The organism is Streptomyces ortus (assembly GCF_026341275.1).
GTDB classification, from domain to species: Bacteria; Actinomycetota; Actinomycetes; order Streptomycetales; family Streptomycetaceae; genus Streptomyces; species Streptomyces ortus.
Genome location: NZ_JAIFZO010000002.1, coordinates 6,268,890 through 6,292,282 on the forward strand (window position 1 = coordinate 6,268,890; position 23,393 = coordinate 6,292,282).

Annotated in this window: 14 protein-coding genes; 11 read left to right on the forward strand and 3 right to left on the reverse strand. The window is 68.3% G+C overall.

Features of this window, described 5'->3' with window-relative positions:
- Positions 1-18: 18 nt before the first annotated feature.
- Together K3769_RS30855 and K3769_RS30860 are read right to left on the reverse strand one after the other, a co-directional pair.
- Positions 19-1,548 carry a helix-turn-helix domain-containing protein gene (locus tag K3769_RS30855; RefSeq protein ID WP_267029531.1) on the reverse strand — a complete coding sequence of 510 codons (1,530 nt, stop codon included), beginning with the start codon at positions 1,546-1,548 and terminating at the stop codon, positions 19-21.
- Positions 1,549-1,611: 63 nt separating this feature from the next.
- Positions 1,612-1,809: a DUF4236 domain-containing protein gene (locus tag K3769_RS30860; RefSeq protein ID WP_267029532.1), complete on the reverse strand. Its 198-nt coding sequence runs from the start codon at positions 1,807-1,809 to the stop codon at positions 1,612-1,614.
- A gap of 413 nt (positions 1,810-2,222) precedes the next feature.
- On the opposite strand from K3769_RS30860, the gene acnA reads away from it, so the two are divergent.
- The 3 genes from acnA (at position 2,223) to K3769_RS30875 (ending at position 8,265) form a co-directional block, all read left to right on the forward strand.
- Complete coding sequence (acnA, locus tag K3769_RS30865) at positions 2,223-4,937, forward strand: aconitate hydratase AcnA (RefSeq protein WP_308216413.1); 2,715 nt, start codon at positions 2,223-2,225, stop codon at positions 4,935-4,937.
- Positions 4,938-5,529: 592 nt separating this feature from the next.
- Positions 5,530-6,645, forward strand: coding sequence for a lytic polysaccharide monooxygenase auxiliary activity family 9 protein (locus K3769_RS30870; RefSeq protein ID WP_267029534.1), 1,116 nt, complete (start codon positions 5,530-5,532; stop codon positions 6,643-6,645).
- Positions 6,646-6,879: 234 nt separating this feature from the next.
- A complete protein-coding gene (locus K3769_RS30875; protein WP_267029535.1) occupies positions 6,880-8,265 on the forward strand; it encodes a COG1361 family protein in 1,386 nt (461 codons plus the stop codon).
- A 49-nt stretch (positions 8,266-8,314) separates the two neighbouring features.
- On the opposite strand, the gene K3769_RS30880 is transcribed toward K3769_RS30875, so the two are convergent.
- Positions 8,315-12,154 carry a GH92 family glycosyl hydrolase gene (locus tag K3769_RS30880; RefSeq protein ID WP_372515076.1) on the reverse strand — a complete coding sequence of 1,280 codons (3,840 nt, stop codon included), beginning with the start codon at positions 12,152-12,154 and terminating at the stop codon, positions 8,315-8,317.
- 594 nt (positions 12,155-12,748) lie between these two features.
- On the opposite strand from K3769_RS30880, the gene ngcE reads away from it, so the two are divergent.
- The 8 genes from ngcE to dxs all read left to right on the forward strand — a co-directional run bounded on the left by ngcE (position 12,749) and on the right by dxs (position 23,348).
- A complete protein-coding gene (gene ngcE, locus K3769_RS30885) occupies positions 12,749-14,197 on the forward strand; it encodes an N-acetylglucosamine/diacetylchitobiose ABC transporter substrate-binding protein (RefSeq protein WP_267029536.1) in 1,449 nt (482 codons plus the stop codon).
- Positions 14,198-14,288: 91 nt separating this feature from the next.
- Positions 14,289-15,212: a carbohydrate ABC transporter permease gene (locus K3769_RS30890; RefSeq protein ID WP_267029537.1), complete on the forward strand. Its 924-nt coding sequence runs from the start codon at positions 14,289-14,291 to the stop codon at positions 15,210-15,212.
- 37 nt (positions 15,213-15,249) lie between these two features.
- A complete protein-coding gene (locus K3769_RS30895; protein ID WP_267029538.1) occupies positions 15,250-16,167 on the forward strand; it encodes a carbohydrate ABC transporter permease in 918 nt (305 codons plus the stop codon).
- A 195-nt stretch (positions 16,168-16,362) separates the two neighbouring features.
- Positions 16,363-17,562 carry an ROK family transcriptional regulator gene (locus K3769_RS30900; protein WP_267029539.1) on the forward strand — a complete coding sequence of 400 codons (1,200 nt, stop codon included), beginning with the start codon at positions 16,363-16,365 and terminating at the stop codon, positions 17,560-17,562.
- A gap of 133 nt (positions 17,563-17,695) precedes the next feature.
- Entirely contained in the window at positions 17,696-18,802 is a 1,107-nt protein-coding gene (locus tag K3769_RS30905) for an ABC transporter substrate-binding protein (protein WP_267031610.1), read from the forward strand.
- Between the two features lie 221 nt (positions 18,803-19,023).
- Positions 19,024-19,815, forward strand: coding sequence for an ATP-binding cassette domain-containing protein (locus K3769_RS30910; RefSeq protein ID WP_189777611.1), 792 nt, complete (start codon positions 19,024-19,026; stop codon positions 19,813-19,815).
- A complete protein-coding gene (locus K3769_RS30915) occupies positions 19,812-21,104 on the forward strand; it encodes a sugar ABC transporter permease (protein WP_267029540.1) in 1,293 nt (430 codons plus the stop codon). Before K3769_RS30910 ends, K3769_RS30915 begins: the two co-directional genes overlap by 4 nt.
- A gap of 324 nt (positions 21,105-21,428) precedes the next feature.
- Positions 21,429-23,348 (forward strand): 1-deoxy-D-xylulose-5-phosphate synthase, encoded by a 1,920-nt coding sequence (gene dxs, locus K3769_RS30920; RefSeq protein ID WP_267029541.1) that lies wholly within the window; start codon positions 21,429-21,431, stop codon positions 23,346-23,348.
- Positions 23,349-23,393 lie beyond the last annotated feature (45 nt).

The window sequence follows — 23,393 nt, forward strand, 5'->3', positions numbered from 1 at the left end:
CCTGCGGAGAAGGACATGTCAGATGTCCCGGAAGATCTCGATCTGCGCGCCCACCGAGTTCAGTCGTTCCGCCAGGTCCTCGTAGCCGCGGTTGATGACGTACACGTTGCGGAGGACGGACGTGCCCTCGGCCGCCATCATCGCCAGCAGGACGACCACCGCGGGGCGCAGCGCCGGAGGGCACATCATCTCCGCGGCGCGCCAGCGTGTGGGGCCCTCGACCAGGACGCGGTGCGGGTCGAGTAGTTGGAGCCGGCCGCCGAGGCGGTTCAGGTCCGTGAGATAGATCGCGCGGTTGTCGTACACCCAGTCGTGGATCAGCGTCTGGCCCTGCGCGGAGGCCGCGATCGCCGCGAAGAACGGGACGTTGTCGATGTTCAGCCCAGGGAACGGCATCGGGTGGATCTTGTCGATCGGGGCTTCGAGCTTCGAGGGGCGGACGGTCAGGTCCACCAGGCGCGTACGGCCGTTGTCGGCGACGTACTCCGGGGTGCGGTCGTGGTCGAGGCCCATCTCCTCCAGGACCGCCAGCTCGATCTCGAGGAACTCGATGGGGACGCGCCGCACGGTCAGCTCGGACTCCGTGACGACCGCCGCGGCCAGCAGGCTCATCGCCTCGACCGGGTCCTCGGACGGCGAGTAGTCCACGTCGACGTCGATGTTCGGCACGCCGTGCACCGTGAGTGTCGTGGTGCCGATGCCCTCCACCCTGACCCCGAGGGCCTCCAGGAAGAAGCAGAGGTCCTGGACCATGTAGTTCGAGGAGGCGTTGCGGATGACGGTCGTGCCCTCGTGGCGGGCGGCGGCCAGCAGCGCGTTCTCCGTCACCGTGTCGCCGCGCTCGGTCAGCACGATGGGCCGGCCCGGGGTCACCTTGCGGTCCACCCGCGCGTGGTACATGCCCTCGGTGGCCGCGATGTCCAGGCCGAACCGGCGCAGCGCGATCATGTGCGGCTCGATCGTGCGCGTACCGAGGTCGCAGCCGCCCGCGTACGGCAGCCTGAAGCCGTCCATACGGTGCAGCAGCGGGCCGAGGAACATGATGATCGAGCGGGTGCGGCGGGCCGCCGTCTCGTCGATGGACGCCATGTCCAGCTCGGCCGGCGGCACGATCTCCAGATCCACGCCACCGTTGATCCACCGGGTGCGTACGCCGATGGAGCCCAGTACCTCCAGAAGGCGGTACACCTCCTCGATGCGCGCGACGCGGCGCAGCACCGTGCGGCCCTTGTTCAGGAGCGTCGCACAGAGCAGCGCCACGCACGCGTTCTTGCTGGTCTTGACGTCGATCGAACCGGAGAGCCGGCGTCCGCCGACCACGCGGAGATGCATCGGGCCGGCGTAGCCGAGCGAGACGATCTCACTGTCCAGCGCTTCACCGATTCGAGCGATCATCTCAAGGCTGATGTTCTGGTTGCCGCGCTCGATACGGTTCACCGCGCTCTGGCTGGTGCTGAGCGCCTCGGCCAGCTGCGTCTGCGTCCAGCCCCGATGCTGACGGGCGTCACGGATGAGCTTGCCGATACGCACGAGGTAGTCGTCTGCCATGACGGCAGGCTATCTCACATATGAGATGCCGCATCCGGAGGGGGCCAATGGGGTGACGGGGTCTCAGTGGTCCTTGGCGCGGGTGGTGCGGCGCCAGCCGAAGGGGCCGGGGAGGTCCATGGAGGTCGTCCGGCGCCCCGTGCTGCTGCGTGTGTGCTTGGGGCCGTTCTTGCCGCCCGTGGTGATGGACCACGACTTCTTGTTGATGTTCAGCCGCACTCCGGGCAGGATCCGGAAGCTCTTGCGGAATGTGAGCGGCATGGGTGCCCCCTTCTCGTCCTTGTCGTCGTTCGCTCCCAGGTACCCCGGATGCCGGTCGGTACGCCGAACACCCTTGCGCCCGGGCAGGGTTCGCCCCCGTCGCGGGGCCGCGAGCTCCACCGTCCCCTGTGGGCGGCGCGGCGCGCGGGCGCGAGGAGTCGGTGTCTGGGGTGCCGGTACGCGGGCGCCACTGGACCTGACGGGAGGGGGTGCACGCCCTCCGGGCATGACCGTCCAGCCGGTCATGTACTAGAGTTATCTCGACATCGAGATATCTGCCGAGGCGTGCCGCAGCCGCCCGGACCCGCAGGTGAAGGTAAGGGTTACCTAACTTAGCCTGACCTTAGCGGATCGGCCAAGAGGGCGCGGCGGCAGGATGCGGTGGTACGCGCACATCAATGAAGGAGACTGTCGTGTCGGCGAACAGCTTCGACGCCCGTAGCACGCTCAGTGTGGGCGACGAGTCCTACGAGATCTTCCGGCTGGACAAGGTGGAAGGCTCGGCCCGCCTTCCGTACAGCCTCAAGGTCCTGCTGGAGAACCTGCTCCGTACCGAGGACGGCGCGAACATCACCGCCGACCACATCCGTGCGGTCGGCGGATGGGACTCGCAGGCCCAGCCCAGCCAGGAGATCCAGTTCACGCCGGCCCGCGTGATCATGCAGGACTTCACCGGCGTGCCCTGCATCGTGGACCTCGCCACCATGCGGGAGGCCGTGAAGGAGCTCGGCGGCGACCCGGCGCGGATCAACCCGCTCTCGCCGGCCGAGATGGTCATCGACCACTCCGTGATCGCCGACAAGTTCGGCACGAACGACGCCTTCAAGCAGAACGTCGACCTGGAGTACGGCCGCAACAAGGAGCGCTACCAGTTCCTGCGCTGGGGCCAGACCGCGTTCGACGACTTCAAGGTCGTCCCGCCGGGCACCGGCATCGTCCACCAGGTCAACATCGAGCACCTGGCCCGTACGGTCATGGTGCGCAACGGCCAGGCGTACCCCGACACGCTGGTCGGCACCGACTCCCACACCACCATGGTCAACGGCCTCGGTGTGCTCGGCTGGGGCGTCGGCGGCATCGAGGCCGAGGCCGCGATGCTCGGCCAGCCGGTCTCCATGCTCATCCCGCGCGTCGTCGGCTTCAAGCTGACCGGCGAGCTCACGGCCGGCACCACCGCCACGGACCTCGTGCTCACGATCACCGAGATGCTCCGCAAGCACGGGGTCGTCGGCAAGTTCGTCGAGTTCTACGGCGAGGGTGTGGCGGCCACGAGCCTCGCCAACCGCGCCACCATCGGCAACATGTCGCCGGAGTTCGGCTCCACTGCCGCGATCTTCCCGATCGACGGCGAGACGCTGAACTACCTCAAGCTCACCGGCCGCACCGAGCAGCAGGTCGCGCTCGTCGAGGCGTACGCCAAGGAGCAGGGCCTCTGGCTCGACCCGGCCGCCGAGCCCGACTTCTCCGAGAAGCTGGAGCTGGACCTGGCGACGGTCGTCCCGTCGATCGCCGGACCGAAGCGCCCGCAGGACCGCATCGTCCTCGCGAACGCCTCGCAGAAGTTCGCCCAGGACGTCCGCAACTACGTCGAGGACGACGACGAGGCGGGCAAAGAGTCCTTCCCGGCCTCCGACGCCCCGGCCACCACCAACGGCGTACCGTCCCGCCCGACCACGGTCACGGCCGCCGACGGCTCGACGTACGAGATCGACCACGGCGCCGTCACTGTCGCCGCGATCACCTCCTGCACCAACACCTCGAACCCGTACGTCATGGTCGCCGCCGCGCTCGTCGCGAAGAAGGCCGTGGAGAAGGGCCTGACCCGCAAGCCCTGGGTCAAGACCACCCTCGCGCCCGGCTCCAAGGTCGTCACCGACTACTTCGACAAGGCGGGGCTCACCCCCTACCTCGACAAGATCGGCTTCAACCTCGTCGGCTACGGCTGCACCACCTGCATCGGCAACTCCGGCCCGCTGCCGGAGGAGGTCTCCAAGGCCGTCAACGAGCACGACCTCGCGGTCACCTCGGTCCTCTCCGGCAACCGGAACTTCGAGGGCCGGATCAACCCCGACGTCAAGATGAACTACCTGGCCTCCCCGCCGCTGGTCGTCGCGTACGCCATCGCGGGCTCCATGAAGGTGGACATCACCAAGGACGCGCTGGGCGCCGACCAGGACGGCAAGCCGGTCTTCCTCGAAGACATCTGGCCCACCGAGGCCGAGGTCAACGACGTCGTGGCGAACACCATCGGCGAGGACATGTTCAACAAGTCCTACCAGGACGTCTTCGCGGGCGACGCCCAGTGGCAGGCGCTCTCCATCCCCACCGGCAACACCTTCGAGTGGGACGCCGAGTCCACCTACGTGCGCAAGCCCCCGTACTTCGAGGGCATGACGATGGAGACCACCCCGGTCTCCGACATCACCGGCGCGCGCGTGCTCGCCAAGCTGGGCGACTCGGTCACCACCGACCACATCTCCCCGGCCGGCGCCATCAAGGCCGACACCCCGGCCGGCAAGTACCTCACGGAGCACGGCGTCGAGCGCCGTGACTTCAACAGCTACGGCGCCCGCCGCGGCAACCACGAGGTCATGATCCGCGGCACGTTCGCCAACATCCGCCTGCGCAACCAGATCGCGCCGGGCACCGAGGGCGGCTACACCCGCGACTTCACCCAGCCGGACGCGCCGGTGTCGTTCATCTACGACGCCTCGCGCAACTACATCGAGCAGGGCACCCCGCTGGTCGTCCTGGCCGGCAAGGAGTACGGCTCCGGGTCGTCCCGCGACTGGGCCGCCAAGGGCACCAAGCTCCTCGGCGTCAAGGCCGTCATCGCCGAGTCGTACGAGCGCATCCACCGCTCGAACCTCATCGGCATGGGTGTCATCCCGCTGCAGTACCCGGAGGGCCAGTCCGCCGACTCCCTCGGTCTGACCGGCGAGGAGACCTTCTCCGTCACCGGCATCACCGAGCTGAACGAGGGCACCACCCCCCGTACGGTCAAGGTCACCACCGACACGGGAGTGGAGTTCGACGCGGTCGTCCGTATCGACACGCCCGGTGAGGCCGACTACTACCGCAACGGTGGGATTCTGCAGTACGTGCTGCGTAGCCTGATCACTAAGTAGGCGCCGCACGCGACCTGAGGGCCGCACGCGACCTGAGGGCCGCACTCCCGAAGGGGGGTGCGGCCCTCTGTCGTGCCGGGGCGCCCCCCACACCCCTGTGCATTTCATACCCGCGGGTCCGCCGCGGCCGGCCGCGCAGTTCCCCGCACCCCTGACGGCTCGGCCGCGGCATCGCCCCGTAAGGGGCGCGGGGAACGGCGCAATCTTTTCGACCTTCAGGGGCGCGGGGAGCAGCGCAGTCTTTTCGCCCTTCAGGGGCGCGGGGAACGGCGCAACCAGCCGCGACGCGACCCCCACCCGACCCCAACCACCCCCACAGCCACCCCACACGGCCACTCCGCGGGGATCCGACCCCCGGGCCTCAGGCCCCGCGGGCAAAGGCGCGGCCCTCACGCGCCAGCCGTTTACATGTGCATCTCGCCGCGCTAGCTTCGACGGCACGTGGGGTGGGAGCGCTCCCACCCGGTGGACCGGAACCCGCCCCGGGGCCGCTCCCACCCCACACATCCCGTACGTACAACGCATGTGCACCGCACATGCACCCCACGCGCACCCCACACGGCCCGTGAACGAAGGGATGGACGGTACTGTCATGAGCCTGACAATCGAGTCGGCCCCGCACCCTCCGCGCCCGCCACGCCGCTCACCGTTCCGCGGCTTCCCGCTTCCCGCCCGCGGCAGAGCCTTCCTGCTCATCCTGCTGGCCCTGGTCGTCACGGTCCCGGCCCTCGGCCTGGTCGTCTCGGCGGGCGGCGAGGCCGAAGCCCACGGCACCCCGATGAAGCCCGCCAGCCGCACCTTCCTGTGCTGGCAGGACGCGCTCACCGACACCGGTGAGATCAAACCGGTCAACCCCGCCTGCAAGTCGGCCCAGCAGGTCAGCGGCACGACGCCGTTCTACAACTGGTTCTCGGTGCTGCGCTCCGACGGGGCCGGCCGCACCCGCGGCTTCGTACCCGACGGCGAACTGTGCAGCGGCGGCAACACCAACTTCACCGGTTTCAACACCCCGAGCGCCGACTGGCCGCTCACCCACCTCACCTCGGGCGCGACCGTCGACTTCTCCTACAACGCCTGGGCCGCGCACCCGGGTTGGTTCCACGTCTACCTCACCAAGGACGGCTACGACCCGACCGAGCCGCTCACCTGGAACGACATCGAGGCGCAGCCGTTCCTGAGCGTCGACCACCCGCCGCTCAACGGTTCCCCGGGCACGGTCGAGGCCAACTACTCCTGGTCCGGACAGCTTCCGGCGGGCAAGTCGGGCCGCCACCTCGTCTACATGGTCTGGCAGCGTTCGGACAGCGCGGAGACCTTCTACTCCTGCTCCGACATCGTCTTCGACGGCGGCAACGGCGAGGTGACGGGCATCCACGACCCGGGCGACCCGACCGAGCCCCCGGCCGGCGCCTGCTCCGCGAGCCGCCGTACGACGGGCAGTTGGTCCGGCGGCTACCAGTCCGAGGTGACCGTCACCAACAGCGGGGAGGTACCGCTGCTCGGCTGGATGGTCGACTGGTCGCTGCCGACCGGACAGTCCGTGGCCAGCCTCTGGAGCGGCAACGCCACGTACAGCGGCCGGAGCGTGATGGTCCACAACGCCGACTGGAACGGATCGCTCGATCCGGGCGAGAGCGCCACGTTCGGTTACGTCGTCCAGGGCTCCGGAGGTGATACGGCGACCGCCCTGGCGTGCCGGCCGGGCTGAGGGGCTGCTCTGGGCGGACCCGGTGGCCGTAATCCACCGGGTCCGCGAGCCGGGCAGGTCGGGGGAGTGCCTGGCCGGAGGGGATGGGGTCGTGTGGACCACGGACGCGACAACGTTGTCCGGTGGTCTGAAATCGACTCTACCTCCCCAACGGAGAGCGCAGCCAACGCAGTTGGGAATCTTGAGCCACTTCTGAGGTTGTGCGGGTTGGTACGGTCTCCCGCGGGAGGGCTCATGAACGAGCGGGACACGGTACGGCGCCCGGCTGCCGTCCGCCTGGCACTGGTGACGCTGCTGTCGCTGAGCGGACTCACCGGCTGCGGCACCCTCGCGGACACCGGGAAGAAGTCGTCGATCACGGTGCCGGAGCTGTTCTATCTCCGGCCGCACGGGGACGACTCCGGGCCCGAGAAGAAGGTGCCCTTCCACGTCGAGGCCGAGGACGTGCAGGCCAGGAGGGACTTCGGGACGCAGGACCACCGGCTCACCGTGGACGTCACCGGCTCGGGGCAGGCCGTACGGCTCAAGATCTCGGACATCCGCAAGAAGAACCCCCGCTGTTCCGGAACCGCCACCCGGGTCGTCTGCAAGGTGAGCGGCGTCTACAACAGCTGGTCCGACCTGGACCGGGTCTATCCGTACGCGGCTCCGGGAGGCCGACCCGGCGACAGCGAGACGGTCCGGTTCCGCTTCAGTACGAAGCAGGGGAGGACGCTCACCGCCCGCACCCGCGTCGTCGTCGGCGAACCCGTCGTCCAGGTGCGTACGACGAAGGTGTTCGAGGACGTCGCGCCCGGCTCCGTCCTCCGCGCGCCCCTCGTGGTCCGCAACACCGGGGAGGTGCCCGTGCGGGGTGTCGGTCTGCAGCTCTCCGTCGGCAGCGGCCTGGGTTTCGGGGACCGGTACCGCAACTGCCGCTATCCAAAGCCGCAGAAGGGCACCCTGGCCGTGTGCGAGTTCCCCGATCTGCGCATCCCCGCCGGGAAGGCGGTCGTCCTCCACCCGGACCTGACGATGGACGTCTCCACCACGCAGCTGTACACCTCCTTCGGTCAGCAGGCCTGGGCCCTCGACATGGGCCCCGCGCAGCACAGTGTCGTACCCGAGGGCGGCGACCCGGGTGACGGGCCGCGGCTGACGACCGGCACCGCGAAGGGATCCGACCTGAAGGGCACGTTCGCGGGCGGTGACGTGGCGAGCGACGTCCAGGTGGACACCCACGCCGACTTCGAGGTCCTCCCCGTCGAGGTGAGCGGCGCGCGGGGCACCGAGCACACCGTGCGGCTGAAGGTGCGCAACAACGGGCCCGCCACCCCCTGGAGCACACGACTGCTGTTCACTCCGCCGCCGGGCGCCACCGTGGTCGAGCAGCCCGAGGAGGCCATCGACGAGGACGTGTACGAGCCCTCCTGCGACCTGGAGAAGGGCACGTACTCCTGCCCCGTGCGGAGCGGGCTCGAAGCGGGGGAGACGAGCACCTTCGAGTTCACGCTGCGGCTCGGCGGGCCGGGGGAGGGCAGCGTGCGGGTGGTCGACATCGCCGTCACCGACCGCCGCGACACCGGCCGCCGCGACCCCGACCCCGCGAACGACACGGCACCGGTTACCGTCCTGCCGTAACCGGTGCCGTGTGCGCTGTGCGTGTTCTCAGTGGGTCAAGTGCCGGGCGTCAGCCCAGCAGTTCCACCTCCGCCAGCGTCGCCTCGCCGTCGAGGACCAGGCGGTACTTCGCGTACGTGCCGGGTGCCGTCACCGAGAAGGCCCGCGTCTGCTTGTCCCAGGCGAAGGACTGCCCGGAACGCTTGTCGAGGTCCTTCCACTTGGTCCCGTCGGACGAGCCCTGCAGGACCCAGCCCTTGGGGGCCTTGGCCGCGTCGGCCGACGTCAGCGTGTACTGCACGGCCTTGACCGGGTCGGCGGTCGGCAGGTCCGCGGCCGCGACGGTGGCGTTCGTGGCCGACGTGTTGTCGAACAGCGCGCCCTCGCCCTTGACGGCGTCCGTCCGGGGAGCGGGCACCTTGTCGTCCTGGGTGATCGACACGGGCGCCGCGTTCCTGCCGGTGCCCCACGAGGACGGCTTCGGCCCCATGTCGAACTCGATCACCGCGCCGCGCGAGAGCACCGAGTGGGGGAGCGAGGTCGACGACCACTTCTTGCCGTTGACCTTCAGGCCCTGCACGTAGACGTTCTTCGCGCTGTTCTTCGGGGCCTTCACGACGAGGTCGCGGCCGTTCTCCAGGTGCACGGTCGCCTTCGTGAACAGCGGTGAGCCGACCGCGTACTCGCCGCTGCCCATGACCAGCGGGTAGAAGCCGAGCGAGGAGAAGAGGTACCAGGCCGACTGCTCGCCGTTGTCCTCGTCGCCGTGGTAGCCCTGGCCGATCTCACTGCCCGTGTAGAGCCGCGAGAGGACCTCACGCACGTTCTTCTGGGTCTTCCAGGGCTGGCCGGCCGCGTCGTACATGTAGTTGACGTGGTGGGCCACCTGGTTGGAGTGCCCGTACATGCCCATGCGGACGTCGCGGGCCTCGGTCATCTCGTGGATGACGCCCCCGTACGAGCCGACGAACTCGGGCCCGGCGGTCTCCGGGGTGCCGAAATACGTGTCCAGCTTCTCCGCGAGGCCCGACCGGCCGCCGTACAGGTTGGCGAGGCCGCGCGAGTCCTGCGGCGCGGTGAACGCGTACCCGTAGCCGTTGGTCTCCGTGTAGTCGTAGCCCCACACGCGCGGGTCGTACTTCTCGGAGTCCACCCGCCAGTCGCCCTCGGCGTCCTTGCCCTGGAAGAAGCCGGCCTTCGAGTCGAAGAGGTTGACGTAGTCCTGGGCGCGGTTGAGGAAGTACGCGGCCTCCTCCTTGTACTTCTTCTTGCCGGTCTTCTTGTAGAGCGCCTCGCCCATCTTCGAGATGCCGTAGTCGTTGAGGTAGCCCTCCAGCGCCCACGACAGGCCCTCGTGGGTGTCGGTGCTCGTGTAGCCGATGAACGGCGAGGTGGCCATGCCCTTGCGGCCGACACCCGAGGAGGGCGGTACGACGGTCGCGTTCTTCACGGCCGCGTCGTACGCCGACTGCGCGTCGAAGTCGACGCCCTTGACGTACGCGTCCGCGAACGCCACGTCGGAGGAGGTGCCGGTCATCAGGTCCGCATAGCCGGGCGAGGACCAGCGCGAGGTCCAGCCGCCGTCCTTGTACTGCTGGACGAAGCCGTCGACCATCTCACCGGCCTGGCCGGGCGTCAGCAGCGAGTACGCGGGCCACGTCGTCCGGTAGGTGTCCCAGAAGCCGTTGTTGACGTACACCTTGCCGTCGACGATCTTGGCCCCGGTGTGCGTCGGGGTGTCCGGGTTCGGCATCGGCGAGAACGGCGAGGCGTACTGGTCCTTGCCGCCGACCTTCTCGAAGCCGGAGTTCGGGTACAGGTACAGCCGGTAGAGGCTGGAGTACAGCGTCGTCAGCTGGTCGGGGGTCGCGCCCTCGACCTCGACCTTGCCCAGGATCCTGTCCCACGCCTGCTGGGCGCGCGACTTCACCCTGTCGAAGGACGTGCCGTCCGGGATCTCCTGGCGCAGGTTGTCCTTGGCCTGGTCGATGCTGATGAGGGACGTGGCGATGCGCAGGGTGACCGTGCGGTCGGCGCCGGGCTCGAACTTCAGGTAGCCCTTGACCCCGGCGGAGCTGCCCTCCTTCACGGGCGCGTCGAAGGTCCCGTACACGAAGAGCCGGGTGGCGCCCGTCGAAAGACCGGACTTGACGTCCGAGTAGCCGGTAAAGGTGCCGCTTTCCTTGTCGAGGGTCAGACCCGCCTGGTCCGTGACGTTGTCGAAGAGGACGTTCGCGTCGTCACCGGGGAAGGTGAAGCGCATGGACGCGGCGTGGTCCGTCGGCGCGATCTCGGTCTTCAGGCCGTTCTCGAACGTCACCCCGTAGTAGTACGGGCGTGCCGTCTCCTTCTCGTGCCTGAAGGGCAGCGCGCGGGCGGTGCGGCCCGTCTCCGGGGTGCCGGACGCGGCCGACGGCATCACCTGGAAGGTCTGCCGGTCGCCCATCCAGGGGCTCGGTTCGTGGCTCGCGCTGAACGCCTGGACGGTGGGCAGGTTGTCCGCGTTGTTGGAGCGCGCGTAGTCGTACAGCCAGCTCAGCGAACCCGCGTTCGTCACCGGGGTCCAGAAGTTGAAGCCGTGCGGCACGGCCGTGGCCGGGAAGTTGTTGCCGCGCGAGAAGCCGCCGCTGGAGTTGGTGCCGCGAGTGGTCGACGCGTAGTCCGAGAGGTGCGCCTTCGGCTTCCCGGGCTTCTGCACGCTCAGCTTCACGTCGTCCAGCCAGCCGCGGAACTTGGCGGGCCCCTTGGGGGAGTCGTACGCGACCAGCACGCGGTCGACGGTCCGGCCGGCCGCGACCGAGCCGATCCGCGAGGTGACGTTGTTCCACTGGTTGACGTACAGGACCTTCGAGGCGCCCTGGCCCTGCGGTGTCAGCGCGAACCCGTGCTGGTCCTGCGCGCGCAGGTCGCTGAGGTAGGTGCCGTCCGTGAAGGCCAGGTCGACGGAGACGTTCGTGGCGTCGTAGTCCCGGTCGCCGTCCGCCATCGACGGGAAGACCCGGTACGCCAGCTCGGTGTCCCGGCCGACGGCCACGTTCACGTCGAAGACCTTGTTGTACGAGTAGGCGCGGCCGTCCGCCTTGTGGGTGCCCGCGTACCGCAGCGCCTTCTTGCCGGTGAAGCCCGCGCCCGCCTTGGCCGTCGGGGAGCCGCTCGGACCGCGGTCCACGAGGGAGAGCATGTCCTTGGGCGTGGGGTCTTCCTCGTCGCCCGTCGAGAACTGGACGTCGGCGAGCTGCAGCGCGTCGGACGCGCCCTTGTTCTTGGTGATGTCGAGCCGGAAGTGCTGGTACTCGGCCGGTTCGCCGAGCTTGTACGACTTCGTCTGGAACCGCTCGCCGAAGGACTCACCGGTCCGGGTGTCGAGGGTCTTCCAGTCCTTGCCGTCCGTGGAGCCCTGGAAGGTCCAGTCGACGGGGTCGCGCTCGTCGTGGTCGTTGGCCGACGTGAGCGCGTACGTGACGAGCTTGACGGGGGCGTCCAGCTCGAACTCCACCCAGCCGGTGGGTGCGAAGGTCAGCCACTTGGTGCTGGGCTCGACATCGGTGAGGTTCTCCTTCACCTCGCCCCCGCCGGTGTTCTCGGCGCTCGCGCGGACGTCCGTGACGTGCTCCGTCACATTGCCGGGGATGCCGGTGCTGAAACCGCCGTCGACCCCCGAGGCGCGCTTGGCGCCGTCCGCCGAGGTGTCGACCGTGTTGAGCCAGTCGGGTGCGGGTTCACCCGCCTCGAAGGAGGAGGCGAACTCCCGATCGGCCGCCGCCGCTTCACCGGGACGGGCTACGGCGGCGCCCTGCGAGGCCACCACCAGTGCGAAGGCGGCGGCTCCGAGGACCGCCGTGGAACCCCACCCGTGCCGTGTTCCGAGCGGGGATCTGTACCGAGACCCTTGCCGAGAATTCTGGTGCATGCGCCAGCACCCTCCCTGTCACGTGCGACTGGACAACGTTGTCAAATTCGCTGCGCAGGTCCAGTAGGGAGTCAAGTGGCCAGTGCTGTCAAGGGTGTTGGATGTGGCGTACGGGGGTAATGCCGACGGCCGACTCGACGGCCCCCTCGCGGGCCCGTCCGCCGGCTTCCTGTTCGGGCACTGATCGTTGCCTGATCGCCACCTGTCCGGCAACCCCTCCGGGCAGCTCATATTTCCGCGAGGTCTCACTTCGGGAAAGAGTGTCGGCCAACTGTGCATTCGATCTTGCTCCGTTGGCGGGAAGTGGACTATACCTGTCGGCGTCTGCCCGATCGTTCGACCGGTCGTGGGCGGGCGGTTGCCGAAAGACGAGGGGGCGCGGCCGACAGCGACGTGCCGCGCATTCCCGCGGCTCCCGGCATTCAGGCACGAATCCAGCTCTACTGATGTCCCCTCGCTCAAGCGCCGGGCGGCCCGTCCGACCTGCTTTTCCTGCCGGGGGCCGGGGTTCTCCCCGGGTAATGCAGTACCAACCGCGGTGCCGGGGAGGGTCCGGTTCACCGCCTGAGTCCTGACGAAGGCGAGGACTTGAGCATGGGATCCACTTCCGCACACAACGACCGCGAGGGTGTCGGCCGGCGCGACCTGATCAAGCGGTCCGCCGCGCTCGGGCTGATCGCCGTACCCACGATGGGCTTTCTGTCCGCGTGTGCCAGCGGTGACAGCGGCGGCGACGAGAAGGTCGACAAGGGCAAGAAGACCAAGGCGAACCCGCTCGCCGTCAACGAGAGCGCGCCGCTGGAGATCGTGATCTTCGACGGCGGCTTCGGCACGCAGTACGCCGAGGACGCCAAGGCGGTCTACGAGAAGAACTTCCCCGACGCGAAGGTCAAGTTCTCCTCCACCCAGAAGATCCAGTCGGTGCTGCAGCCGCGCTTCAACCAGGGCACCCCGCCGGACCTGATCGACAACTCGGGCGCCGAGCAGATGGACATGGGCGTCCTCGTCGGCAAGAAGCAGCTCGCCGACCTCACCCCGCTGCTGGACGCGCCGTCCATCGACGACCCGGCCAAGAAGGTCCGCGACACCCTGCGCCCCGGCATCATCGAGATGGGCCAGTTCGACGGCGACCCGGTCTGGATCATGTACTACGCGTACACGGTCTACGGCGTGTGGTACTCCCAGAAGGCGCTGGACGGCCTGGACGCGGAGTACCCGGAGACCTGGGACGACATGCTCGCGGTCTGCGCCAAGGCCAAGAAGAAGGGCATCGCGGGCTGGACGTACGCGGGCAAGTACCCGTACTACGTCCCCTTCTCGCTCTACCCGATGATCGCCAAGGTCGGCGGGCGCGAGGTCCTCGACGCCATCGACAACCTGGAGCCGAACGCCTGGAAGCACCCGGCCGTCAAGACCTGTTTCGAGGCGTACTACGAGCTCTACAAGAAGGGCTACATCCTCAAGGGCACCCCTGGCCTGGACCACATCCAGTCCCAGACCGCCTGGACCGAGGGCAAGGCGCTCTTCATCCCGAACGGCTCCTGGGTGGAGAACGAGGCGGCGAAGACCATGCCGAAGGACTTCGACCTCGCGGTGAACGCACCCAGCGGCATCGACAGCTCGGACAAGATGCCCTTCGGGACCATCTGGGCGTCGGGCGGCGAGCCCTTCATCGTCCCCGCGAAGGCCAAGAACACCGAGGGCGGCATGGAGCAGCTGCGCATCATGCTCGGCGAGGCCTCGTCGAAGAACTTCACCTCCTCCGTGAAGTCGCTGACCGCCTTCAACGGCGGCACCGACGGCATCGAGCTGACGCCGGGTCTGAAGTCCGGTGTCGCGGCCCTGAAGAAGGCCGGCGACAACGTGGTCAACCCGCGTATCCAGGACTGGTACGTGGCGCTGCAGAAGGAGAAGATCGGCGTCGGCGGCCTCGGCGAGATGATGGCCGGCCGCCTCACCCCGGTCGAGGCCATCAAGAAGATCCAGGGCTACGCCGACGAGGCGGCCAAGGACGACAGCATCCAGCACTACAAGCACCAGTGAGCGCGACCGGGGCCCCGGACACCTTCCGGGGCCCCGGCCCTCCTTGTGCGGCGTCGACGGCACCCCCCGCGGGAAGATCGGGTCGGTTGGAATGCAACACGGTAAATACCGTTTCATCGTGGGGTTCTTGACGGCCCCCCTGGCCATTTACGGCCTGTTCGTCATCTGGCCCTTCATCCAGTCCATCTACTACTCGTTCACGGACTGGAGCGGTCTCAGCCCCGAGTTCAAAATGGTGGGCTTCAAGAATTACACGAGACTGTGGGACGACGAGGTCTTCTGGAAGTCGTTGCAGCACAGCGTGATGCTGGTCGTGCTGCTGCCGCTGGTGACCCTCACCATGGCGCTGTTCTTCGCCTTCATGCTCAATGTCGGCGGGCGGCGGCGGAAGAACGCCGCGATCGCCGGCGTCCGCGGTTCCGCCTTCTACAAGGTGGTCTATTTCTTTCCGCAGGTGCTGTCGATCGCGATCGTCGCGCTGCTGTTCCAGTTCGCCTACAACCCCAACAGCGGCGCGATCAACTCGTTCCTGAAGGCGATCGGTCTGGACAGCGTGCAGCCCGACTGGCTCGGCGACCCGGACCTCGCCCTGTGGTGCATCTTCGCGGTCCTGGTGTGGTGCACGGTCGGATTCTTCGTGGTGCTCTTCTCCGCGGGAATGGCCTCCATCCCCAAGGACTACTACGAGGCGGCGCTGCTGGACGGCGCGAGCCGCATCACGACCTTCTTCAAGATCACCCTGCCGCTGCTCTGGGACACCGTGCAGTCCGGCTGGGCCTACGTGGGCATCCTGGCGCTCGGCGCCGAGTCCTTCGCGGTCGTGCAGATCATGACCGTGGGCCCCGGCGGTCCCGACTACTCGACGACCGTCCTGCCGCTGTACGTCTACCAGAAGGCGTTCCGCGACGGCCAGGCGGCCTACGCGACGACGATCGGTGTCGCCCTGCTCTTCGTGACGCTGCTGTTCGTGGCGGTCGTGATGAAGCTGGGCCGGCGCGAGCGGCTGGAGTACTGATGCGAACCGAGCTCACCGAGCCGCGAGGAGGCCACGCATGAAGACGACCGACACGCCTCCCGCCGACACCACGGGGGAGCGGCCACCCGTCGCCAAGACGGCGCCCCCGGCCGCGCCGCGGGAGAAGACCACCGGCAGGACCCTCAACGTCTTCTCGCACGGCTTCCTGATCCTCTGGGCGTTCATGGTCGCGATGCCGCTGCTCTGGGCGGTGATGACCTCCTTCAAGACGGACAAGGAGATCTTCAGCTCGCCCTGGTCGCTGCCCGAGACGCTGCACTTCGACAACTGGTCGCGCGCCTGGACCTCGGCGAACATGAGCGACTACTTCCTCAACACGATCATCGTGGTGGGGTTCTCGCTCCTGGGCACCATGCTGCTGGGCTCCATGGCGGCGTACGTCCTCGCGCGCTTCGAGTTCCCCGGGAACCGCTTCATCTACTTCCTCTTCATCGGAGGGATGAGCTTCCCGATCATCCTGGCGCTGGTCCCGCTGTTCTACGTCATGCAGAACCTCTCGCTGCTGAACACGCTGCCCGGACTGATCCTGGTCTACATCGGCTACTCGCTGCCGTTCACCGTGTTCTTCATGACGTCCTTCTTCCGCACCCTGCCGACCTCGGTGGCGGAGGCGGCCTTCGTGGACGGCGCCTCGCACACCAGGACGTTCTTCCAGGTGATGCTGCCGATGGCCAAGCCCGGCCTGATCAGCATCACGATCTTCAACTTCCTGGGGCAGTGGAACCAGTACCTGCTGCCGACGGTGCTCAACACCGAGCCGGAGAACAAGGTGCTCACCCAGGGCCTGGTCCAGCTCGCCGTCAGCCAGGGCTACAAGGGCGACTGGTCCGGCCTCTTCGCGGGCCTCGTGATGGCGATGCTGCCGGTGCTCGCCGCGTACATCGTCTTCCAGCGCCAGGTCGTGCAGGGGCTCACCGCCGGGGCGCTCAAGTAGCGGCGGGGGGCATCGGTTCGGTTTGCGAGGGTGGTCCCGGAATGGAGCCGGGGCCACCCTCGCGGCACGGGCGCCCGCACGCCCCTTCCTTGCTCAACCTCTTGACGGGAGGCGACCCCAACGGCTCAGCTTAGAGTTCACTAGTTGGACATAGACGGGGTCTCACCGAGGCGACCCCGTACGCAGGAGGTCGTCGTGGAGACTCCGGGGTCGCAGTCGTCGCTGCACCGAGCCAATCTCGAACGGGTCGTACGCGCGGTGCGCCTGGCCGGGTCGCTCACGCAGGCGGAGATCGCGAGGACGACGGGCCTGTCCGCGGCCACGGTCTCCAACATCGTGCGCGAGCTGAAGGACGGCGGAACGGTCGAGGTCACGCCCACCTCGGCGGGCGGCCGAAGGGCCCGCAGCGTCAGCCTCAGCGGCGACGCCGGCATCGTCATCGGCGTCGACTTCGGCCATACGCATCTGCGGGTCGCGGTCGGCAACCTCGCCCACCAGGTGCTGGCCGAGGAGTCCGAGCCGCTCGATGTGGACGCGTCCGCCGCGCAGGGCTTCGACCGGGCGGAACAGCTGGTCAACCGCCTGATCGAAGCCACCGGGGTGGACCGTTCGAAGGTCGCCGGGGTGGGTCTCGGCGTGCCGGGACCGATCGACGTGGAGTCCGGGACGCTCGGCTCCACCGCGATCCTGCCGGGCTGGACCGGCACGAAGCCCGCGGAGGAGCTCCAGGGGCGTCTGGGGGTCCCCGTGCACGTCGACAACGACGCCAACCTCGGGGCCCTCGGGGAACTCGTCTGGGGGAGCGGCAGGGGCGTCAGGGACCTGGCGTACATCAAGGTGGCCAGCGGTGTCGGCGCCGGGCTGGTGATCAACAGCAAGATCTACCGCGGCCCGGGTGGCACGGCGGGAGAAATCGGGCATATTACTCTTGATGAGTCCGGCCCCGTCTGCCGCTGCGGGAACCGCGGCTGCCTGGAGACCTTCGCGGCGGCGCGCTATGTGCTGCCGCTCCTCCAGTCCAGCCACGGCACGGATCTGACCATGGAAGGTGTCGTACGGCTGGCGCGGGACGGAGACCCTGGCTGCCGTCGGGTGATCGCCGACGTCGGCCGACATATCGGCAGTGGAGTGGCGAACCTGTGCAACCTGCTCAATCCGAGCCGGGTGGTTCTCGGCGGTGATCTCGCCGAGGCCGGTGAGCTCGTGCTGGGACCCATCAGGGAGTCCGTCGGCCGCTATGCGATCCCCAGTGCGGCGCGCCAACTATCCGTTCTGCCAGGGGCACTTGGCGGTCGGGCGGAGGTCCTCGGGGCGCTCGCCCTCGCACTCGGCGAGATGGGCGATTCGACCCTTTTGGATGGATCGCTCACTGCCGTATCACCTGCCTTCACTTAGAGAACGGATGGCAGCGTTGCCATTCCGTTAAGGATTTACTTCTTGACGTCGCACGTGCGGCCGAGTTGACTTCCAGCCACCTCGGCCGCAACGTCGCGGCCTCGTCAGGGAGGTTTCTGAAGTGAACACGCGTATGCGTCGCGCCGCCTTTGCCGTTGCCGCTGGTGCGATGGCCGTCTCGCTGGCTGCCTGTGGCAGCGCCGAGGAGTCCGGCGACAAGAGCGACTCCACGAAGTCCGCCGCCAAGGGCGACAACATCAAGGTCGGCCTCCTCCTTCCGGAGAACCAGACCGCGCGGTACGAGAAGTTCGACAAGCCCCTGATCGAGAAGAAGGTCAAGGAGCTCACGAACGACAAGGGCGAGATCGTCTACGCCAACGCCAAGCAGGACGCCACCACGCAGTCCCAGCAGGTCGACACGATGATCACCAACAAGGTGGACGTGCTGATCGTGGACGCGGTGGACTCCAAGGCCATCGCCAACGGCGTGAAGAAGGCCAAGGACGCCGGCATCCCCGTCGTCGCGTACGACCGCCTCGCCGAGGGCCCGATCGACGCCTACACCTCCTTCGACAACGAAGAGGTCGGCCGCGTCCAGGGCAAGGCGCTCCTGGAGGCCCTGGGCGACAAGGCCAAGCCCTCCGCGAAGATCGTCATGATGAACGGCGCGGTCACCGACCCGAACGCCGCCCTCTTCAAGAAGGGCGCCCTCTCCGAGCTCGACGGCAAGGTGGACATCGCCAAGTCGTACGACACGAAGGAGTGGAAGCCGGAGAACGCCAACGCCAACATGGAAGGTGCCATCTCGGCGATCGGCAAGACCAAGATCGTCGGCGTCTACTCCGCCAACGACGGCATGGCCGGCGGTATCATCACCGCCCTCAAGGCCGCGGGCGTCTCCCCGCTGCCGCCCGTGACCGGCCAGGACGCCGAGCTCGCGGGTGTGCAGCGCATCGTCTCCGGTGAGCAGTTCATGAGCGTCTACAAGCCCTACCCGCAGGAGGCGGACGTCGCCGCGCAGATGGCCGTCGCCCTCGCCAAGGGCGAGAAGCTCGACTCCATCGCCAAGGACTCGGTCGACAGCCCCACCACCAAGGGTGTCCCGTCGGTGCTGGTCCCGGTCATCTCCCTGACCAAGGCCAACATCAACGACACCGTGATCAAGGACGCCATCTACACGGTGGACGAGATCTGCACCGCCAAGTTCAAGGCCGCCTGTGACAAGGCCGGCGTGAAGTAGGCAACGACAAGTCCCTTACCGTGTACGGGAATTCGGTCCACTGAATTCCCGTACGGGCCTGTGGTCCGCGAGAACGCGGTCCATGAGGGACGGTCGTACCAGAAGCCCCTCCGGCGCCCCGCAATCACCAGCCCCGCAGCCAGGGCGGGGCGCCGGAAGGAACACTTCCTCCCCCCGAAAACTCTTTGCACAACCTCCCGCCGGGTCAGGCGGCGAAGGAGATGGTTAACGTGTCCGCTACGCCTGTTCTGGCGTTGCGCGGGGTCTCGAAGCGATTCGGTGCCGTTCAGGCGCTCACCGACGTAGAGCTTGAGGTCCACGCCGGTGAGGTGGTCGCCCTGGTCGGCGACAACGGCGCCGGAAAGTCCACGCTGGTGAAAACGATCGCCGGCGTGCACCCGATCGACGAGGGTGTCATCGAATGGGACGGCAAGGCCGTCCAGATCAACAAGCCGCACGACGCCCAGCACCTGGGTGTCGCGACCGTCTACCAGGACCTCGCGCTGTGCGACAACATCGACGTCGTCGGCAACCTCTACCTGGGCCGTGAGCTGAAGAAGCGCGGCATCCTGGACGAGGTCGAGATGGAGCGCCGCTCACGCGAACTGCTCCAGACGCTGTCGATCCGCATCCCCAGCGTGCGCATCCCGATCGCCTCGCTCTCCGGCGGTCAGCGCCAGACCGTGGCCATCGCCCGCTCCATGCTCGGCGAGCCCAAGCTGGTCATCCTCGACGAGCCCACCGCGGCCCTCGGTGTCGAGCAGACCGCCCAGGTCCTCGACCTGGTCGAGCGGCTGCGCGAGCGCGGCCACGCCGTCCTGCTCATCAGCCACAACATGGCCGATGTGAAGGCCGTCGCCGACAAGGTGGCCGTGCTCAGGCTCGGCCGCAACAACGGCGTCTTCGAGGTCAAGGCGACCTCGCAGGAAGAGATCATCTCCGCCATCACCGGTGCCACGGACAACGCCGTGACCCGCCGTGCGGCGCGCAGCAACGGGGAGGCTCAGAAGTGAGCATCGACAAGACCTCCGCCAGCACGGACGAGCACGCCGTAGCGAACCCCGAGGCCGCCGCCGACGCGGTGACCGTGGTCGACCCCAGGCTGCTCGTGCGCGAGCAGGGCCTGGCCGGCTACGTCGGCGAGTTCAAGCGCAAGATGAAGGGCGGTGACCTGGGCTCCGTCCCGGTCGTCCTCGGCCTCATCGCCATCTGCATCATCTTCCAGAGCCTGAACTCGGCCTTCCTCTCCGCCGAGAACCTCAACAACATCGCCGTCGCGATGGTCGCCACCGGCATGATGTCGGTCGGCATCATCTTCGTGCTGCTGCTCGGCGAGATCGACCTGTCGGTCGGCTCGGTCAGCGGTGTGGCGGGTGCCATCACCGCCGTACTGAGCGTCACGCACGGCGTCAACGAGTGGCTGGCCGTCCTCATCGCTCTCGTGAGCGGTGCGGCCATCGGCGCGCTCCACGGCTTCTTCTTCGCCCGGATCGGCGCCCCCGCCTTCGCGGTCACCCTGGCGGGACTGCTGTTCTGGCTCGGCTTCATGCTCCAGATCCTGGGCGAGAACGGCACCATCAACATCGACGGCGACGGCGTGGTCGGCAAGCTGACCACGTACTACTTCTCGGACGTCGCCGCCGCCTACGGCCTCGCTCTGGTCGCCGTGGTGCTCTTCTTCGTCACCAGCTTCCTGGACAGCCGCCGCCGCGAGGCCGCGGGCATCCCGTCCCGGCCGCTGGGCGACCTGATCATGCGCACGGCCCTGCTCGCGGTCGTGGCGTTCGCCGCCGCGATCATGTTCAACCAGTACAAGGGCCTGCCGCTGGCGCTGCTGCTGTTCGTCCTGGTCCTGGTCATCAGCGACTTCGTACTGCGCCGCACGAGCTACGGACGCAAGATCTTCGCGCTCGGCGGCAGCGTCGAGGCGTCCCGCCGTGCCGGTATCAACGTCACCGCGGTCCGCGTCTCGGTCTTCGCCCTGGCGGGCTTCTTCGCCGCCGTCGGCGGTCTGTTCTGGGCCTCGAAGATCGCCGCGGCCAACCAGAGCGCCGGTGCGGGTGACCTCCTGATGAACGTCATCGCGGCGGCCGTCATCGGTGGCACCAGCCTCTTCGGTGGCCGGGGCCGCACCTGGAACGCGCTGCTCGGTGTCATGGTGATCACCTCGATCCAGTACGGCCTCGCCCTGGAGGGCATCGCCACGCCGGTCCAGTACATGATCACCGGTGGTGTGCTTCTGGCCACGGTTGTCATCGACTCGATCACGCGCAAGACGCAGAAGACCGCGGGGCGCGCATAACGGTTCTGCGGCTGCGCGGCTGAGCCGGGACTGCCCGTCGGTGGGTAGCCGCGGGTGCGTCGTGGCTGGTCGCGCCCCGCGGCGGAGCCGCACATGTCACAGCCCCGCGCCCTCTTGGGGCGCTCGAGTGCCCGGTGCCTTCACAGGTGCCGGGCACTTTTGTGTTGCTTGGGGCGTTTGGTGGGGGAGTCGGCGGGCGAGATGATGTACGGCCGAAAGCGTGATGTACGACCCACAGCCCCGGCGCCGCCGGGAAAGACGGAACATTAGACTCGACAGGCCCGGCAACAGCTCGATAGCTCTACCGCACGCAAGGAGGCACGGGTGCCGCTGCTGACCCGCATCAAGGGACCGCGCGATCTGGACCGGCTCAGCCTGGAGCAGCTGGACCAGCTCGCGGACGAGATCAGGACCTTCCTCGTCGACGCGGTGTCCAAGACCGGCGGCCACCTCGGCCCCAACCTCGGTGTCGTCGAGCTGACCCTCGCCCTGCACCGGGTCTTCGAGTCTCCCAAGGACCGGATCCTGTGGGACACCGGACACCAGTCCTACGTCCACAAGCTGCTCACGGGCCGCCAGGACTTCTCGAAGCTCAAGATGAAGGGCGGCCTGTCCGGCTACCCGTCCCAGGCCGAGTCCGAGCACGACGTCATCGAGAACAGCCACGCCTCCACGGTCCTCGGCTGGGCCGACGGACTCGCCAAGGCCAACGAGGTGCTGCGCAAGGACGACCACGTGGTCGCCGTCATCGGCGACGGGGCGCTCACCGGCGGCATGGCCTGGGAGGCGCTGAACAACATCGCCGACGCCAAGGACCGCCCGCTCGTCATCGTCGTCAACGACAACGAGCGGTCGTACGCGCCGACCATCGGCGGCCTCGCGAACCACCTGGCGACCCTGCGCACCACCGACGGCTACGAGCGCTTCCTGGCCCGCGGCAAGGACCTCCTGGAGCGCACTCCCGTCGTCGGCAGGCCCCTCTACGAGACCCTGCACGGCGCCAAGAAGGGCCTCAAGGACTTCATCGCCCCGCAGGGCATGTTCGAGGACCTCGGCCTGAAGTACGTCGGGCCCATCGACGGGCACGACATGGAGGCCCTGGAGTCCGCGCTCGCCCGCGCCAAGCGCTTCGGCGGCCCGGTCATCGTGCACTGCCTCACCGAGAAGGGCCGCGGCTACCAGCCCGCCCTCAGCGACGAGGCCGACCGCTTCCACGGCATCGGCCCCATCCACCCCGACACGGGCCTGCCCGTCAAGGTCTCGGGCGCCGACTGGACCTCCGTCTTCGGCGACGAGATGGTCGCGCTCGGCAAGGAGCGCGAGGACATCGTCGCGATCACGGCGGCCATGCTGCAGCCGGTCGGCCTGAAGAAGTTCGCGGACGCCTTCCCGCACCGCATCTACGACGTCGGTATCGCCGAGCAGCACGGCGCCGTCTCCGCCGCGGGCCTCGCCACCGGCGGACTGCACCCCGTCTTCGCGGTCTACGCGACCTTCCTCAACCGCGCCTTCGACCAGGTCCTGATGGACGTGGCCCTGCACAAGTGCGGCGTCACCTTCGTGCTCGACCGGGCCGGTGTCACCGGCACCGACGGCGCCTCCCACAACGGCATGTGGGACATGTCGATCCTCCAGGTCGTACCGGGCCTCAGGCTCGCCGCGCCCCGCGACGCCGACCAGGTCCGCGCCCAGCTGCGCGAGGCCGTCCAGGTCACGGACGCGCCGACCGTGGTCCGCTTCTCCAAGGGCGCGGTCGGCCCGGCCGTACCGGCAGTGGGCCGCGTCGGCGGCATGGACGTCCTGCGCGAGCCCGGCACCGACACCCCGGACGTGCTCCTCGTCTCGGTCGGCGCGCTGGCGCCCATGTGCCTGGAGATCGCCGGCCTCCTAGACCAGCAGGGCATCTCCACCACCGTCGTCGACCCCCGCTGGGTCAAGCCCGTCGACGAGGCCATGGCTCCGCTCGCCGAGCGGCACCGCGTGGTCGTCACCGTCGAGGACAACTCCCGCGTCGGCGGCGTCGGCTCGGCGGTCGCCCAGGCCCTGCGCGACGCCGGGGTGGACGTGCCCCTGCGCGACTTCGGCATCCCGCCGCGCTTCCTCGACCACGCCTCCCGCAAGGAGGTCATGGCCGAGATCGGACTGACCGCGCCGGACATCGCCCGGCAGGTCACCGGGCTCGTCTCCAAGCTCGACGGCAGGTACGACCAGGCCCACGCCACACCGGAACCCGCCCGCGACTGAGACACGCCCGAGTGGGCCGGTTCCAGCACCCTTTACGGTGGTGGA

Bases quoted from the DNA above. Each gene is read 5' to 3' on its own strand.
- K3769_RS30905 (WP_267031610.1), top strand. From the start codon at position 17,696: ATGCGTCGCGCCGCCTTTGCCGTTGCCGCTGGTGCGATGGCCGTCTCG.
- K3769_RS30870 (WP_267029534.1), top strand. From the start codon at position 5,530: ATGAGCCTGACAATCGAGTCGGCCCCGCACCCTCCGCGCCCGCCACGC.
- K3769_RS30875 (WP_267029535.1), top strand. From the start codon at position 6,880: ATGAACGAGCGGGACACGGTACGGCGCCCGGCTGCCGTCCGCCTGGCA.
- K3769_RS30910 (WP_189777611.1), top strand. From the start codon at position 19,024: ATGGTTAACGTGTCCGCTACGCCTGTTCTGGCGTTGCGCGGGGTCTCG.
- K3769_RS30855 (WP_267029531.1), bottom strand. From the start codon at position 1,548: ATGGCAGACGACTACCTCGTGCGTATCGGCAAGCTCATCCGTGACGCC.
- K3769_RS30860 (WP_267029532.1), bottom strand. From the start codon at position 1,809: ATGCCGCTCACATTCCGCAAGAGCTTCCGGATCCTGCCCGGAGTGCGG.
- K3769_RS30895 (WP_267029538.1), top strand. From the start codon at position 15,250: ATGAAGACGACCGACACGCCTCCCGCCGACACCACGGGGGAGCGGCCA.
- K3769_RS30880 (WP_372515076.1), bottom strand. From the start codon at position 12,154: ATGCACCAGAATTCTCGGCAAGGGTCTCGGTACAGATCCCCGCTCGGA.
- K3769_RS30890 (WP_267029537.1), top strand. From the start codon at position 14,289: ATGCAACACGGTAAATACCGTTTCATCGTGGGGTTCTTGACGGCCCCC.
- ngcE (WP_267029536.1), top strand. From the start codon at position 12,749: ATGGGATCCACTTCCGCACACAACGACCGCGAGGGTGTCGGCCGGCGC.